The sequence below is a fragment of the Phytohabitans aurantiacus genome (assembly GCF_027923225.1).
GTDB classification, from domain to species: domain Bacteria; phylum Actinomycetota; class Actinomycetes; order Mycobacteriales; family Micromonosporaceae; genus Phytohabitans; species Phytohabitans aurantiacus.
On record NZ_BSDI01000023.1, the window covers coordinates 77,597 to 93,210 of the forward strand.

Here is a 15,614-nt window from a genome sequence, read left to right on the forward strand (position 1 = left end):
GCGTGGGTATAGGGCGGGGTGGGTTAGCCGTTGGGGCGGCTTTTGATGGCCTGGAGCGACCAGCTGTTGCCGTCGGGGTCGCGGAAGTACACAAAATCGCCCCACGGCTGCGGGTCGACCTCGCTCGCCTCGACACCGGCGTCGAGCAGCTGCTGCCGGGCCGCGCTGGCGTCGGCCACCACGACCTGGATCTCCTGCGTGCCCGGCGTCTTGTCGGTGATCCCGGTGCCGATGACGATGGAGCACGCCGAGCCGGGCGGCGTCAGCTGGACGAACCGTAAACCCTCGTGCACCTGGTGGTCGTGGTCGGCGTTGAACCCCACGCTCTGATAGAACGCCTTGGCCCGGTCGACATCGGTGACAGGCACGGGAATGAGCTCGATCTTCCAGTCCATCCCCGCACCCTACGACGAGGGTCTGACAACCGCCGGTTTTCGGGAGCATGATGAGCGTCGTGGATGGTCGAGTCATCGTGGCCGGCGGTGGGATAGCGGGGCTCGCGGCGGCGCGGGCGTTGCACCAGCGCGACATTCCGGCGCTCGTCGTGGATCGGCTCGCCAGCCAGCCCGATGCGGGCCTGGCCATCAACCTGCCGGGCAACGCCGTCCGCGCCCTCGGCGCGCTGGGGCTGGCCGACGGCATCGCCGCGCTGGGCACGCCGACCCGCCGCCGCGAGTATCGCAACGCCAAGGGCAAGCTGCTGTTCGCCATGGATGAGGACGCGTTCTGGGGCGAGGAGGCCAGGCCCCGATGCGTTCGCCGCGCCGATCTGCTGGCGCTGCTCGCGCGTGACCTGCCGGCCGGCACCGTGCGGTGGAACAGCGCGGTGACAGCGGTCCGGGCGACCGCCGAGCGCGCGGAGGTGAGCCTGGCGGGCGGCACCATCGAGCAGGGCGCGCTGGTGGTCGGCGCCGACGGGGTCCGCTCGGTCGTGCGCGACGCCGTGCTCGGCGAGGGCGCCGCGCCGCGTGCCGCCCTGCTGTCGGCGGCGAGCTGGCGGTTCATGGCTCCCAATCCCGGCGTCGAATACTGGACCGCCTGGTCCGGGGCCGAGGGTACGTTCCTGCTTATCCCCGTCGACAACGACGAGGTCTACGGGTACGCGTCGGCCACGCGTGGCGGGCCGGTCGCCCCGGATCCGGCGTGGCTGTCGACCACGTTCGGTCGCTTCCCGGACCCGGTGCTGCGGGTCCTCGCCACGGTGCTCGACGGCGAGCGAGCCAACCTCTACCACTCGCCGATCGAGGAGGTGCGCATTCCGTCCTGGAGCCGCGGCCGGGCGGTGCTCATCGGCGACGCGGCGCACGCGACCGCGCCGGTGTGGGCACAGGGTGCCGCGCTGGCGGTGGAAGACGCCCTCGCGCTCGCCGAGCTGCTCGCCACCCGCGACGACTGGAGCGAGGTCGGCGCGGAGTACGAGCGGATTCGCCGGCCGCGGGTCACGCACGTCCAGGAGATGACCGACCGGCTTTCCCGCACGGCGGGCCTGCCGATCTGGATACGAGACAGGATCCTGCCGTTCGTCGGACCGCGCACCTATCGAGAGACGTACGGCCCGCTGCTCACGCCCGGGTGACGAAGGTGCGGTCGTGATAGACGAGGCGGCCGCTGTCCGGTCCGTGGAACACCTCGACCACCGCGGCGACGATGAGCGTCGAGTCGCCGACCGGTACCCGGTGCAGGGGCGTGCCGCGCAGCGCCGCGACCGCGCCGGGCAGGATCGGTTCGCCTGACGGCAGGACGCTCCAGCCCTGTTCGGGGGTGAAGCGTGGCCCGCCCGGATGGGAGAAGTCTCGCGCCAGCCGCACGTGCGCCGGCCCCAGGAGGTTGACGACGAAGCTGGGCGCTTCGAGGATGACCCGCGCCGACCGCCGCCCCGATACCGAAAAAGACAGCGCCGGCGGCGATACCGACACCGACGCGACGCTGGACACGGTCAGTCCCGCCGGCCCGTCCGGCCCTGTCGCGCTGATGACCGCGACGCCCGTCGGATAGCGCCGGAAGGCTTGCTTCAGCTGTTCACCGAGGTCGGTCGCGACGCTCCCGTTCATGCGCGGAAACCTAGAGCTTCAACCTCGGTTGAGGTCAAGGCTGTGGGCACGGTCACCTGGTCTTGCTTTGACCTGAAGTGCGGTTGAGATTTTACGGTTTCCCGCATGCGACTTTCACGTCTGTTCACGCCGCGCACCGTGGTGAGTGCCCACTGCGACCTGCCGTGCGGGGTCTACGACCCGGCGCAGGCACGCATCGAAGCCGAGTCCATCAAGGCGATCGCCGAGAAGTACCAGGCGAACGAGGATCCCGAGTTCCGGACGCGAGCGCTGATTATCAAGGAGCAGCGGGCCGAGTTGGTCAAGCACCACCTGTGGGTGCTGTGGACCGACTACTTCAAGGCGCCACATTTCGAGAAGTACCCGGAGCTGCACGCCCTGTTCAACGAGGCGACCAAGCTGGCGGGCGCCGGCGGCGCGAAGGGCGCCGCGGACCCGGCCGTGGCGGATCAGCTCCTCGCCAAGATCGAGGAGATCTCGAAGATCTTCTGGGAGACGAAGCAGCAGTGACGCGGGTCGCTGTCGTCGGCGCCGGGCCGGCGGGAATCTACGCCGCGGACATCCTGACCAAGGCCAACGCGGCGGTCACGGTCGACATCTTCGATCGGCTGCCGACCCCCTACGGCCTGATCCGGTACGGCGTCGCGCCCGACCACCCGCGGATCAAAGAGATCATCACGGCGCTGCACCAGGTGCTGGACGATCCGCGGATCCGGTTCATCGGCAACGTCGACTACGGCGTGGACGTGAAGCCGGAGGAGCTCGACCCGTTCTACGACGCCACCGTGATCGCCACCGGCGCCGACCGCGACCGCGATCTGGACATCCCCGGTGTCGACCTGCCGGGCAGCTTCGGCGGTGCGGACTTCGTCTCCTGGTACGACGGGCACCCGGACGTGCCGCGCGACTGGCCGCTGACCGCCTCCCAGGTGGCCGTCATCGGTGCCGGAAACGTCGCGGTCGACATCGCCCGGATACTCGCGAAGACCGCCGACGAGCTGCTGGAGACCGAGATCCCGGACAACGTCCACCGGCGGCTGCTGGCCAGCCCGGTGACCGACGTGCACGTGTTTTCGCGGCGCGGCCCCGGGCAGGCCAAGTTCACCCCGCAAGAATTGCGCGAACTGGACGAGTCGCCGAACGTCGAGGTGATCGTCCATCCCGAGGGGATGGAGTTCGACGAGGCGAGCCTGGCCACGATACGGTCCCGGCGGTCGGTCAAGATGTGCGTGGACGTCCTGCAGAACTGGGTCGCACGCGAACCCCGCGACCGTCCACGCCGCCTGCATCTGCGTTTCCTCCAGGCACCGGTGGAGATCCTGGGCACCGACCGGGTGACGGGACTGCGCACCGAGACACAACAATTGACCGGCGACGGTTGGGTGCGTGGCACCGGCAGGTACACCAATTGGAACGTGCAGGCCGTCTACCGCGCGATCGGGTACCGCAGCAGGCCCATCGCGGACCTGCCGTTCGACCCGACGACCGGCACCATCCCGCACGACGCCGGCCGGGTCCTGGATCTCGACGGCAACCGGATCCCCGGCCGGTACGTGACCGGCTGGATCAAGCGCGGCCCGGTCGGCCTGATCGGCCACACCAAGAAGGACGCCAGCGAGACGATCGCCAGCCTGCTGGCCGATCTGCCGGCCCTGCCGCCCGCGGCGCACCGCGACCCGGCCGGCGTGCTCGCCCACCTGAACCGGCGCAACCTCGAGTTCACCACCTGGTCCGGCTGGCAACGGCTGGACCGGCACGAGATCGACCTCGGTCGACCGCACGGTCGCAAGCGCGTCAAGGTGGTACCCCGCGACGAGATGGTCGAGATCAGCAAGCGGGCATGACGAAGGCGCGATCCCGGGGGTATGGGATCGCGCCTTCAGTCGTTGCCGTTCAGCTCACTCGGTCTTCTTCGCGCCAGCCTTCTCGGCCTCTTCGGCGGCTTCCTGGTCCTCGGCTGCCTGGTCCTCGGCCGCCTGGTCGTCGCCGTTGTCGATGGCGATTCCAGCGGCCTCCTTGGCGTCGGCGAGCGCGAGGCACGCCTGCAGCAGCGTCGCCTGGGCCGAGGCTACCGCCGCCTCAGCGGCTTCCTGGTTCTCGGCGTTCTCTTCCTCGGCGGCGGCCTCTTCCTCAGCGGCTTCCTTCTCAGCCTGCTCCTTCTCGGCGGCAGCCTTCTCGGCTGCGTCCATCGCCTTGGACCACTTCTGGGCCAGGGCCTTCCGCTCGGCGCGAGCCTCTTCGGCGCTCTGCTCCTCTTCGGCGGCCTGCTCTTCCTCGGCCGCCTGCTCCTCTTCCGCCGCGTCCTGCTCGTCTTCGACTGCCTGGACATCCACCGCGAACTGGTCGCAGCTGGCCTCGAGCTCCTGAGCCGAGGCCAGGGCCGCCCCATTGGCGTCCTGCTCCTGTTCCTGCTCCGGAGCGAGCTCCTCACCGTCGCAGATCACGTTCTCGCCGTTGATCTCCAGCTCTTCGCACTTGGAGACGTCGAACTGCTGGCCGTTCACCGTGATGAGATCGGCGGCCTTCGCGTTGGTGCCGGCGGACGCGAACTGCACGCCAGTGATCCCAGCAGCGACCAGGACACCGCTGATTACCACAGCACCGAGAGCTTTGCGCCGGTTACCCTGGATGCCCTGGTTTCTGCGGTACGCGCGCAATGCCATCATCACTCCTCGTAGTCGAATGTCGCTGCCTTGGTGATGGCGAGTACGGCGCCCAATGGGTGCCGGTTCAATGCCGGTTACTAGGTAAGGCTTTCCGGAGACTTTTCGCGCTCTTAAAACCGCAGGTCAGAATGGGTGTGGAAAAAGTTGAATTATCTGACCCGCCGGGACTCGAATCGTCACCGCCGATCGACATGATCCACCCGGGTCCGTGCAGCCTCACGCACAGTCATGCGTCGACGGCATCCCCGCGCCCGCGTCCCCCGCTCTGATCGCGTTCGTCAAGGGTTGACTCGGAGCCGCCGGGCCCGGCGGGCGCTCCGCCGGGCCGCCGCCGGGCCGCCGCCGGGGCGGGCCGGCGGGGTGCGGGTCGGCGGCGTGCCGCGGCCGCGCGCGTCGATCAAGGGCATTGGCGTGGATCAAGGGCGAATGCACGCGGAAAAGAGGTCGAATCGCGTGCATTTGCCCTTGATCGCCGGAAGGGGCGGTGTCGCGGTGTGCCGGTCTGTCCGCGCGTGCCGGCGGGGCCTGGGCCGGCGGCGTGCCGCGGCCGCGCGCGTCGATCAAGGGCATTCGTATGGATCAAGGGCGAATGCACGCGGAAAGAGATCCAACCACGTGCGTTCGCCCTTGATCGGCGTGCCGGGCGTGGCGACACGCCCGTGCCGGGCTGGCCTGGGAGCGGACGCGCACGGAGAAGAGATCCAACCACGTGCGTTCGCCCTTGATCGGCGGCAAGGGGGCGCGCTGCGGGCGGTGCTCGGAGTCGCCGGGGCGCCGTCGGCGGCGCTCGGCGGCCGCGGGCCGGCGGTGTGCGGGTCTATCCGCGCGTGCCGGCCTGTCGGGGCGCGTCGATCAAGGGCATTGGCGTGGATCAAGGGCGAATGCACGCGGAAAAGAGATCGAACCGCGTGCATTTGCCCTTGATCGACGGCGAGGGTCGGCGGGGCGGGCATGGGCGCGTGTGGCCGGCTTGAGCGCGCCGATCAAGGGCATTGGCGTGGATCAAGGGCGAACGCACGCGGAAAAGAGATCGAACCGCGTGCATTCGCCCTTGATCGACGGAAAGGGGGCGGGGCGGGGCCCGCGCGGGCCCCGGCGCGGCGCCCGCGCGGAGCTATGTGCGGGTTATGCGGATGGCGTCGGCTATTACGTAGCCGGTGCCGGTGGTCCAGCGGCTCACGCCGACCTTGTCGCCATCGCCGCCCGCGAGCGTGAACACGCCCAGCGACACCCACTGACCGCCGCCCTGCCGCTGGTTGACCCGGACGGTCTGGTTGCCGTCCGGAGTGACGACGATGTACGGGGTGGAGTCGTTGTAGCCGGCGTCGGCCGGGTACCACACTGACACCTCGTAGCTGGCGGTCGCCGGGAGCGTCGCCCGGTACCAGGCGGTGTCGCTGGCCGCGACCGGGTCGGCGAAGCGGTAGTCCGGGCCGGAGCGCTGTGCGGAATAGCTCGACGTGCCCCAGTTCGCGCTCGCGGTGAACTGTCCCGCCGTCGCATTGTCCACTGTGACACTGAAGGCCGGGTTGCCGTCGCCCGCGCTGACGTCCAGGTAGTTGCGGTCGATGCTCATCCGCACGCCGCCCCAAGTTTCGGTGACGTCCCCGGAGTACTGGTGCAGGCGCTGGCGGTTGGCGTAGTAGGCGTCCGGGCAGTACGTGCCGGCGTCGGTGTCGGCCACGCCATTCCACCACGCGAACCACAGGTGATCCAGGCGAAGGTACCGGGTGTCGTTGTACGCACCGCACACGTCGGCGATCCCGGACGACCCGCTGGAGTACATGCCGGACAGGTAGCCCAGCGCGTGCAGCCGTTGCGTCCAGCCGGAAAGGTACGACAGCACCGCAGCCTTGCACGACGCGGTGGTCGGATAGTGCTCGATGTCGTTGTAGATGGCGCTTCCGGCACCGATCCCGAGCGCCTGTGCCGCGTTGACGGCGTTGGAAGCGGCCGTGGCGCCCTGGGATCGCGCGGTTGTCGCGTCGCTGGACATCTTGGGTGTGCGGGTGCCACAAGGCGCCTGCATGCCCAGCTCGATCGGGATCAGGCGCCAGCCGTTGTTGGTCTGGTTCGTCACCCAGGTCGCCGTCAGGTTGGGCTGCGCGCACGAACGGCTCGCGCCGCTGATGTAGATGCCGACCGCGCGGTACGGCGAGCTGGTCCGCCAGGCGTTCATGTTCGCCTGGGACGGTGCCGCGCAGGTGTCGAAACCCTTGCCAAGATAGGTGCCGGGCTGCGGACCGGCGGCGGCCAGCACGGTCGCGGTACGCCGGGACAGCAACCCCGTGTCGCTGAGCTCCTTGGCGTCCCGGTCGAGTGTCGCGGAGGCCAGGATCCGCCGGGCCTCGGCTTCGGTGTCGGGCGTGTGCGCGGCGGTGACAAGCAGCGAGGCGCTGGGCACCGCGACGTGGATGGAGCCGTCGTGTGAAGCGGGTTGGCGCACGGTCGCCGCACCGCGCGATGCGATGGCGGTCTGCGCGGTGACGCGATCGGCGGAGCCGCCGTCGAGCGGTTCGATGACCAGGCCGATGGTGCGACCGGAATGGTTCGCGGGGCAGGTCGCCTGATCCGACGGGTGTCCAAGGTAGACGGTCGGGATGTCGAACCGTACGCAGGCCTCCGGATCGGCGGCCAGGTCGACGGTGCGCCAGGAGTTCGGCACGGTGACCCGATAACCGTGATAGCTGACGGTGTGCGCGTGGCTGGCCGCGTCGGCGGGCGGTCCGGTGATCGCCGCGCCGAATCCCGCTGTCGCGGTCGCCAGGCATGCCACGCTCACCACAATCCGCTTCATTCACGACCTCCGTAAGAAATTTTCACAGTGGCGTACATGATGGAAACTTCCTACCATATATCGACGGACGCCGCCACGAGACCGCTCCTGAGCGGCTAGGGTCGAGGCAAGAGACGTGCAGGGGGCGGCATGCGAAGCATCGATTGGCGGCGGGATCGGGTGGTGGCCATCGACCAGACGCGGCTGCCGCACGACCTCGCCCTGATAGAGATCGGCACCGTCGAGGCGTTGATCGACGCGATCAAGCGGCTGGCCATCCGAGGGGCACCAGCGCTGGGCGCCGCGGGGGCGCTCGGCGTGGCGCTCGCCGTCCGGCTCAGCCCGGACGACCCCGCGAGCGTCAGGTCCGCCGCCGCGGCCGTCCGCGGCGCCCGGCCCACGGCGGTCAACCTGGCGTGGGGCGTCGACCGGGCACTGGCCCGGCTCGACCAGGGGCCAGACGCCGTCCTGGCCGAGGCCCTGGCGGTACTGGAGGAAGACGTCGCCTGCAACCGGGCGCTCAGCGAGCGCGGCGCCGCGTGGCTGCTGGACAACGTCGCCGGCCCGGTGACGATCCAGACCCACTGCAACGCCGGTGCCCTGGCGTGCGTGGAGTGGGGCACGGCGCTCGGTGTCGTGCGGGCGCTCCACGAGCGGGGCGCCCTCGCCCACGTGTACGCCGCCGAAACCCGCCCGCTGCTCCAGGGCGCCCGGCTCACCGTGTGGGAGTTGGCGCGGATGGGCGTGCCGCACACGCTCGTGGTCGACTCCGCCGCCGCGTCGGTGCTCGCACGCGGGCAGGCAAAGGCGGTCGTGGTCGGCGCCGACCGCGTCACCGCCAACGGCGACGTGATCAACAAGGTCGGCACGTACCCGCTGGCGCTGGCCGCCGCGCACGCCGGGGTACCGATGGTGGTGGCCGCGCCCGAGTCGACGATCGACCTGTCGACACCGACGGGGAAAGACGTCGACATCGAGGTGCGCGGGCCAGACGAGGTGACCACCTGGGGCGGCGCGCCGGTCGCGCCCGCTGGCACGGGCACGCTCAACTACGCGTTCGACGTGACGCCGGCGGCGCTCGTGACCGCCATCGTCACCGAGAGCCGCGTCATCCTGCCCGCGACCGGCGGTCGCCCCGACGACCGACCGCCGCGGTAGGGAACGGAGACCGATGCTCGACGCGTGGGACGCGGCGGCCGCGCCGCCCTCGACTGAGCCGCTCGCCCAGCTCGTCTACGGCTCCCGGCTGCTCGGGCGCGAGCCCGGCCTCGTGCTGCACGGCGGCGGCAACACCTCGGTGAAGACCACCGTCACCGGCATCACCGGCGACCCGGTCGAGATCCTGCACGTGAAGGGCAGCGGCTGGGACCTGGCGACCATCGAGCCGGCCGGGTTCGCCCCACTGCGCCTGGACCGGCTGCGGGCGCTGCTGACCCTGGAGCGGCTCAGCGACACCGACATGATGAACGAGCTGCGTTGCGCTTCCATCGACGCCGGTGCCCCCGACCCCAGCGTCGAGTCGCTGCTGCACGCCCTGTTGCCGCACGACGCCGTCCTGCACACGCACGCCGACGCGCTCCTGGCCCTGACCAACCAGCCCGACGGCGCGGAGGTCGTCGGGAAGGTGTTCGGTGACCGGGTCGCCGTCGTCCCGTACACGATGCCCGGTTTCGATCTGGCGCGCCGGTGCGTGCGCCTGCTGCCCGAGGCCATGCGCGGCGGCGTCGCCGGGGTGGTGCTTCTGGGGCACGGCCTGTTCACCTTCGGCGACGACGTCGAAGAGGCGTATCGGCGGCACATCGACCTCATCACTCGCGCCGAGCGGCATCTGGCCGAGCGTGCTCCTTTGTCGCGGCCCGATCCCGCGCCGCCGCGGGTCGAACCGCTGCGGATGGCGCGGCTGCGGCGCGAGGTCTCCGACGCCGCCGGCGCGCCGATGGTGCTCACCCGCCACGACGCACCGGACGTGCTGTCCTTTGTGGCCAGACCCGACCTGGCCTCGGTCGCGGCGCGTGGCCCGGCCACCCCGGACCACGCGCTGCGCACGAAACGCATCCCGCTCGTCGGCTCCGACGTGGCAGCGTACGTGCGGGACTACCGGCGCTACTTCGACGAGCACCGGCACCGGCGCGGGGCACCACTGTCCATGGTGGATCCGGCGCCGCGCGTCATCCTGGATCCCGGTCTCGGCATGGTGACCGCTGGACGGTCCAGTAAGGACAGCCGGATAGCGTCCGACATCTACCGGCACACCATCGGCATCATCGAGATGGCCGAGGCCATCGGCACCTACACCCCGCCCTCCGCGGCTGACATCTTCGACCTCGAGTACTGGGAACTGGAGCAGGCCAAGCTGCGCCGCGGGCGACCCGCACCCGAGTACACCGGCGAGGTCGCGCTGGTGACCGGCGCCGCCTCCGGCATCGGGCGCGCCTGCGCCGACGCGCTGCGGGCGCGGGGCGCGGCGGTCGTGGGAGTCGACATCGACCCGCGCGTGGCGGCCGCCGATGACGACGACTACCTCGGTGTACCGGCCGACGTCACCGACCCGGCCGCGGTCGATGCCGCCATTGCCCGCGCCGCCGACCGGTTCGGGGGAGTGGACATCGTCGTCGCCGCGGCCGGCGTGTTTCCGGAGAGCCGCACCCTGGACCGCCTCGACATGGAGGCTTGGCGGCGCACCATGGCCGTCAACGTGGACTCCATCGCGTACCTGTTCTCCCGGCTGCATCCGTTTCTCGCGCTCGCACCGCGAGGCGGCCGTGTCGTGCTCATCGCCTCCAAGAACGCCCCGGCGCCCGGGCCCGGCGCGGCGCCGTACTCGGCGTCGAAGGCAGCGGCGCTCCAACTCGCCCGCGTGGCCGCGCTGGAATGGGCCGCGGACGGCATCCGCGTCAACACCGTGCACCCCGACGCGGTGTTCGACACCGGCCTGTGGACCGCCGAACTTCTGCGGGAGCGTGCCGGCAACTACAGCATGACCGTCGAGGAGTACAAGCGGCGCAACCTGTTAGGCGTCGAAATCACCAGCGCACGCGTCGGTGAGCTCGCCGCCACGCTGTGTTCTGACGCGTTCGCCGCGACCACCGGAGCGCAAGTGACCATCGACGGCGGTAACGAGAGGGTCATCTGACCGGCCCCGGAGAAGCGGCAGGTAGCGTGGTCGGGTGCTTTCTCCGGGAGTTGTGCTCAGCAGCCGCTACCAGCTGGACGAACGGATCGCCACCGGCGGCATGGGCGACGTCTGGCGGGGTACCGACGTGTTGCTGCGGCGCACCGTCGCGGTCAAGGTGCTGTTGCCGGCGCTGGTGTTCGACTCGGAGTTCATCACCCGGTTCCGCGCCGAGGCGAGGCTCGTCGCGGGCCTGCGCCACGCCGGCATCGTTCAGGTGCACGACTACGCGGAGCAGGCGGTCGTCGGCGACAGCCGGCTCGACTACCTCGTCATGGAGTACGTCGAAGGCACGTCACTGTCGGCGTGGATAAAGGCGGTGGGCCGGCTCAGCGTGGCGGAGACCACATCGGTCGTGGCGCAGGCGGCCGAGGCGTTGCAGGTCGCGCACGCGGCCGGCATCGTGCACCGCGACGTCAAGCCGAGCAACCTGCTGGTCCGGCCGGACGGCACGGTCGTGCTGGTCGACTTCGGGGTCGCGCGGTCCGCCGACCTGACCGGCGTCACACGCCCCAACGTCATCCTGGGGTCGGCGCAGTACATGTCGCCCGAGCAGGCGTCCGGCCAGTTCGTCTCGCCCGCGACAGACATCTACGCGCTCGGCGTGGTCGCGTACTACTGCCTCGCCGGCCGGCCGCCGTTCACCGGCGACAACCCGCTACAGATCGTGCTCCAACGAGTACAGGGCGAGGTGCCCGCGCTGCCGGCGGACGTCCCGCCGGCGATTTCGGCGGTCGTCAACCGCGCGCTGGCCACCGACCCCGGCGACCGCTACCCGAGCGCCGCCGCCTTCGCCGAGGCCATCCGCGCCGCGCAGGACGCCACCGCCGTCGTGTCCGTGCCACCGCCGGCCAGCACCGGCGAACCCGCCACAGCGGCCCTCGCGCCCGCGCCGGTCGACCCGTTCGCGCACCTGCGCGCCGGCCCGGCGGGTGAGCAGCCGACGGAGGTCCGGCCCGGAGCCGGCGGCAACCGGCGGCGAACCCTCACGCTCGCCGGAGTGGCGGGCGCCGCCGTGCTCGCTCTGATCGCGGTGCTCGGCGCCACGGCGTTCAGCTCAGACTCGGGTACGCCAGAGGCATCGGGGCCGTCGCCGGTGGAGACCTCCGCGTCCAGCGCCGGCGGCGGTGTCGCCGAGCGGGTCGGCCCGGCCACCGACGGCCCGCCCCAGCAGTCACGGCCGAGCCCTTCGCGCACCACACCGGCTCCGGCCGAGCCGAGCGCGTCACCGGAGCGCTCCAGCAGCCCGACGCCGAAGCCGTCGCCGACCGGCGGCTCGACCACCAACCCGTACACGCCGGCCGAGGTGTGCGGCGGCGGATACACGGTCATCGACTCCGCCGCGCTGGGCAGGTTCGGCAAGGTGTACCTGCTCTACAACGCCGGCAACGGAAACAACTGCGTGGTCACCCTCAAAACCACCGCGGTCGGCACCAAGTCGGCCGTCTCGGCCTACCTGCAGGCCAAGGACAAGTCCCGCGTCACCGACAAGGGCTCCTTCGAGTTCTACGCCGGCCCGGTCCGGGTCAAGGCGCCCGGCGTCTGCATCGCCTGGGGCGGCTCCGCCGGCGGCATCACCTACAACAGCCCCTACGAACACTGCAACTAACCCCGCCCACCGCGCGCCCGCGCGCCAGCGCCGCGCGGCCCATCTGCGCCGATCAAGGGCAAACGCACGTGGTTCGATCTCTCTGCCGCGCGCGTCCGCCCCCAGGCCAGCCCGGCACGGCGTGTCGCCACGCCCTGCACGCCGATCAAGGGCGAACGCACGTGGTTGGATCTCATTTCGCGTGCATTTACCCTTGATCCACGCGAATGCCCTTGATCGGCGAGCCGGCGGCTCGGTGGGCCGGCGCCGCCGACGGGGCGATGGGGCGGTGGGGTGGCCTTGACCGTCGTCGGGGCCTTGGCCGACGCCGCGCGGCAGCGTCGGGTGGACGCGCGTTCGCGCGGTGCGCCGCGCGATCAGAACCAGGACCGAGGTCTGAGCTACCGCGGCGTCCGCCGTGCGCGAGACCGCTGCTCCCGCGGCCTCACCCGCCGCGATTCACGATCAAGCCCGGCCGCGTGGGGCGTGGAAACGCGGAGGGTGAGGCCGCGGGAGCAGCGGACCCGCGCACGGCGAACATCGCGGTAGCCCGAAATCAGCTCCGAAGCGCCTCAGGCGCGCATTCGGCGGTCGAACCAGAGGGTCGACAACGGGACCAGGAGGCCGGCCCAGAAGAGCGCCTGCGGAACGGTGTGGGCGGTCCACGGTGGCAGCGTGATGAGCAGGGCGCAGAGCAGCGTCCATGCGGCCTGAGCGAGCACGATTCGCGCCCACCGGCCGCGACGCACCAGTGACGCCACGTTGAGCCGGACGCCCGCGCGCAGCCGCCGGTACCGTCGCCAGGCGCCGAAGCCCCAGATCGCCGCCATCACGATGAGCACCCAGATGCGGTTGCCGAGCGGCACGGGCAGCTCGCGGACCTCTTCGCCCTCGCCGGGGAAAAGGTCGATCATGGCGCCGGCGGCGGCGAGGCAGAGGAGCGCCAGCCAGCGCATGCCGCGCAGCAGCCGGTACGTCGCCCCGTCGAGGTCGCGTTGCAGGCCGGGGCTGTCCGGGTGTACCGCCAAAGCGTCCGCGAAGATCTCCGCCGCGCGGCCGGCGGTGACGCCGGGCTGGCCGGCTTCCTGGCCGCTGACCAGCATCAGAGCCTGGCTGTTGGCGGGTTCCAGGCGCAGCACCTGGCGCAGCGCCCAGTCGTAGGTTTCCGTGTCGGACGCGCCGGCGGCGGTCATCCAGAGGGCCTGGTAGGCACGCACCTCCTCTGGGTCGAGGCGCACGGCTTCCCGGGCCAGTTCGAGGGCCTCGGCCCGCCGGCTGGGGTAGAACAGCACGAACTGGGCGAGCGACGCGTAAACGGGACTGTTTCCCGGGTCGACGCGCAGGGCCGCGCGCAGCGACGCCTCGGCCTTCCGCCAGCGCTCGGCCTGATCCAGGTGGTCGGCCCGCCGCAGGACCTGGGCGTGGATGTAGAGGGCGTTGACGTCCTCCGGGGCGCGGCGCAGGGCCTCGTCGATCGCGTCGAGTGCCTGCTCGGGGTCCTTGGCCCCCAGCCGGCACCGGGCGAGCTTCGTCCAGGCGCGTACGTCGTCGGGCTCCTCGGCCAGCCGGCGTCCGAGCAGGGCGGCTGCCTCGTCGTACCGGCGGACGTCGATGAGCGCGTCGGCGCTCTCCACCATCGGGTGCGGGGTCACGGCATCTGCCCATTTATCACGTCGCCAGCCTAGAATGGGGGTGGCTGCCAGGAAGCCTCCGGTCCGCGGAAATGGGCTCAGCCCACCTGGTGCGTGCACACCTCGAGTCACCATCGCGCTCCTTTCGGCCTGACGAAGCGGACATCAGGCAGACGAGAGGAGGCCATCGTGCCGACCCTGGGCATGCCCAACCGTCCCCACATCGACAGCTTCCGCCGGCAGGCGCGCGCCTTGCAGCGGGCCGTTCGCACCGGCGACCCCGACGCCTTGGCGCGGCTGGCACGCCACCATCGCGGTGCGGCGCCAGACGGCGACAACGGCATCCAGCTCAGCGTGGCGCAGCTCGTCGTCGCCCGCGAGTACGGCTTTCCGAGCTGGCCGGCGCTCACGCGGTACCTGGACACCGTGGCCGAACACGGCTGGGACACCGGGCTCGGCGCGGCGGCGGTGGACGACCCGGCGCGGGAGTTCTGCCGGCTCGCCTGCCTGACATACAGCAGGGAAGACGGGCCGGAGCGCTGGGCGGGTGCCCGGGAGCTGCTCGCCCGGCATCCGGACCTGACCCGGGGAAGCATCTGGGCCGCCGCGGCCGCCGCCCGCCCGGACGACGTGGGCCGGCTGCTCGCCGAGCGGCCACGGCGGGCGGTCGAGCGGGGCGGCCCGTTCCGGTGGCGGCCGCTGTTCTACCTCGTCTATTCGCGGTTCGACCCGGCCATCCCCGGCGAGGCCGTGCTCGCGACCGCCCGGCTGCTGCTCGACGCCGGCGCCGATCCCCATGAGGGCTACCTGTTCGACGGCCTGCCGTCGCCGTTCACGTTGCTGACCGGGGTGTTCGGCCACGGCGAGCTGGGCACGCGCCGCCAGCCCAGCCACCCGTACTGGCGGGAGCTGGGCCGGCTGCTGCTCGACGCGGGCGCCGATCCCAACGACGCGCAGACCCTTTACAACCGCATGTTCTCGCCCGACGACTCGCATCTGGAGCTGCTGTTCGAGTACGGGCTCGGCGCCGGTGACGGTGGGCCGTGGAAGGCGCGGATCCCAGGACTGGCAACGCCCGCCCGGGCGCTGCGCGTACTGCTGCGCTGGGCGGTCGTGCACCGCCAGCCCGCCCGGGTGCGGCTGCTGGTCGAGCACGGTGTCGACTTCCGGTCGCCGTTCGAGGAGGACGGGCCCGCGTGGAGTCCCGCCGACGGCCGGACGCCGGTCGAGCTGGCCGAGGTCAACGGCGACACCGAGATCGCCGACTACCTCCTCGCGCGGGGCGCCGAACCGCCCGGCTCGGACCCGGTGCGCGAGCTGATCGCCGCTGCCTTCCGCGCCGACCGGTCCACAGTGGACCGGATCCGCGCCGCGCATCCCGGCGCGGTGGAGCGGGCCCGCCGCGACCGTCCCGGACTCGTGGTGTGGGCCGCGGCCCAGGCTCCTATCACGACGGTTGCGCTGCTGGTCGAGCTGGGCTTCGACGTGAACGCCTACGGGCGCGCGGACGCGCCCGTCGAAGGGGACTGGGAGACCGCACTGCACCACAGCGCGGGAAGCGGAAACGTCGAGCTGACCCGCCGCCTGCTGGACCTGGGCGCCGACCCCGACCTTCGCGACCGGCGCTTCGACGCGACCCCGCTGGACTGGGCCCGGCACCTGCACCAGCCGTCGACCGCCGCGATACTCGAACCCGTGACGGCGCATAAAGCGGCCGGCGGCGGGTAACG

Annotated in this window: 12 protein-coding genes; 7 read left to right on the top strand and 5 right to left on the bottom strand. The window is 71.3% G+C overall.

Annotation, left to right across the window (positions count from 1 at the left end; genetic code table 11):
• Nucleotides 1–23: 23 nt before the first annotated feature.
• Entirely contained in the window at nucleotides 24–395 is a 372-nt protein-coding gene (locus QMG73_RS23540; protein ID WP_281899062.1) for a VOC family protein, read from the bottom strand.
• Nucleotides 396–454: 59 nt separating this feature from the next.
• Between QMG73_RS23540 and QMG73_RS23545 the strand changes: the two genes are divergently transcribed.
• On the top strand, nucleotides 455–1,576 hold the full coding sequence (locus QMG73_RS23545; RefSeq protein ID WP_281899063.1) for an FAD-dependent monooxygenase: 1,122 nt from the start codon (nucleotides 455–457) through the stop codon (nucleotides 1,574–1,576).
• On the opposite strand, the gene QMG73_RS23550 is transcribed toward QMG73_RS23545, so the two are convergent.
• A complete protein-coding gene (locus QMG73_RS23550; protein WP_281899065.1) occupies nucleotides 1,563–2,051 on the bottom strand; it encodes a flavin reductase family protein in 489 nt (162 codons plus the stop codon). The two genes, QMG73_RS23545 and QMG73_RS23550, sit on opposite strands and share 14 nt — an antisense overlap.
• A gap of 105 nt (nucleotides 2,052–2,156) precedes the next feature.
• Between QMG73_RS23550 and sodN the strand changes: the two genes are divergently transcribed.
• Nucleotides 2,157–2,561: a superoxide dismutase, Ni gene (sodN, locus tag QMG73_RS23555; RefSeq protein ID WP_281899066.1), complete on the top strand. Its 405-nt coding sequence runs from the start codon at nucleotides 2,157–2,159 to the stop codon at nucleotides 2,559–2,561.
• The gene (locus QMG73_RS23560; RefSeq protein WP_281899067.1) at nucleotides 2,558–3,895 is read left to right on the top strand and encodes an FAD-dependent oxidoreductase; all 1,338 of its coding nucleotides are present in this window, start codon (nucleotides 2,558–2,560) and stop codon (nucleotides 3,893–3,895) included. Before sodN ends, QMG73_RS23560 begins: the two co-directional genes overlap by 4 nt.
• 54 nt (nucleotides 3,896–3,949) lie before the next feature.
• Here QMG73_RS23560 and QMG73_RS23565 read toward each other — a convergent pair whose 3' ends face one another.
• The gene (locus tag QMG73_RS23565) at nucleotides 3,950–4,717 is read right to left on the bottom strand and encodes a hypothetical protein (protein WP_281899069.1); all 768 of its coding nucleotides are present in this window, start codon (nucleotides 4,715–4,717) and stop codon (nucleotides 3,950–3,952) included.
• A 1,114-nt stretch (nucleotides 4,718–5,831) separates the two neighbouring features.
• Nucleotides 5,832–7,514, bottom strand: a complete 1,683-nt coding sequence (locus QMG73_RS23570) for a glycoside hydrolase domain-containing protein (RefSeq protein ID WP_407676845.1) — start codon at nucleotides 7,512–7,514, stop codon at nucleotides 5,832–5,834.
• Between the two features lie 129 nt (nucleotides 7,515–7,643).
• Here QMG73_RS23570 and mtnA point away from each other — a divergent pair, with 129 nt between their 5' ends.
• Genes mtnA through QMG73_RS23585 form a run of 3 tightly spaced genes read left to right on the top strand, consistent with a single transcriptional unit; the run spans nucleotide 7,644 to nucleotide 12,274 of the window.
• Entirely contained in the window at nucleotides 7,644–8,651 is a 1,008-nt protein-coding gene (mtnA, locus tag QMG73_RS23575) for an S-methyl-5-thioribose-1-phosphate isomerase (RefSeq protein ID WP_281899071.1), read from the top strand.
• Between the two features lie 13 nt (nucleotides 8,652–8,664).
• A complete protein-coding gene (locus QMG73_RS23580) occupies nucleotides 8,665–10,626 on the top strand; it encodes a bifunctional aldolase/short-chain dehydrogenase (RefSeq protein WP_281899073.1) in 1,962 nt (653 codons plus the stop codon).
• Nucleotides 10,627–10,660: 34 nt separating this feature from the next.
• Nucleotides 10,661–12,274 carry a serine/threonine-protein kinase gene (locus tag QMG73_RS23585; protein WP_281899074.1) on the top strand — a complete coding sequence of 538 codons (1,614 nt, stop codon included), beginning with the start codon at nucleotides 10,661–10,663 and terminating at the stop codon, nucleotides 12,272–12,274.
• Nucleotides 12,275–12,825: 551 nt separating this feature from the next.
• On the opposite strand, the gene QMG73_RS23590 is transcribed toward QMG73_RS23585, so the two are convergent.
• Nucleotides 12,826–13,905, bottom strand: a complete 1,080-nt coding sequence (locus QMG73_RS23590; RefSeq protein ID WP_281899075.1) for a TPR domain-containing protein — start codon at nucleotides 13,903–13,905, stop codon at nucleotides 12,826–12,828.
• Nucleotides 13,906–14,073: 168 nt separating this feature from the next.
• On the opposite strand from QMG73_RS23590, the gene QMG73_RS23595 reads away from it, so the two are divergent.
• Entirely contained in the window at nucleotides 14,074–15,612 is a 1,539-nt protein-coding gene (locus QMG73_RS23595; protein WP_281899077.1) for an ankyrin repeat domain-containing protein, read from the top strand.
• Nucleotides 15,613–15,614: the final 2 nt, after the last annotated feature.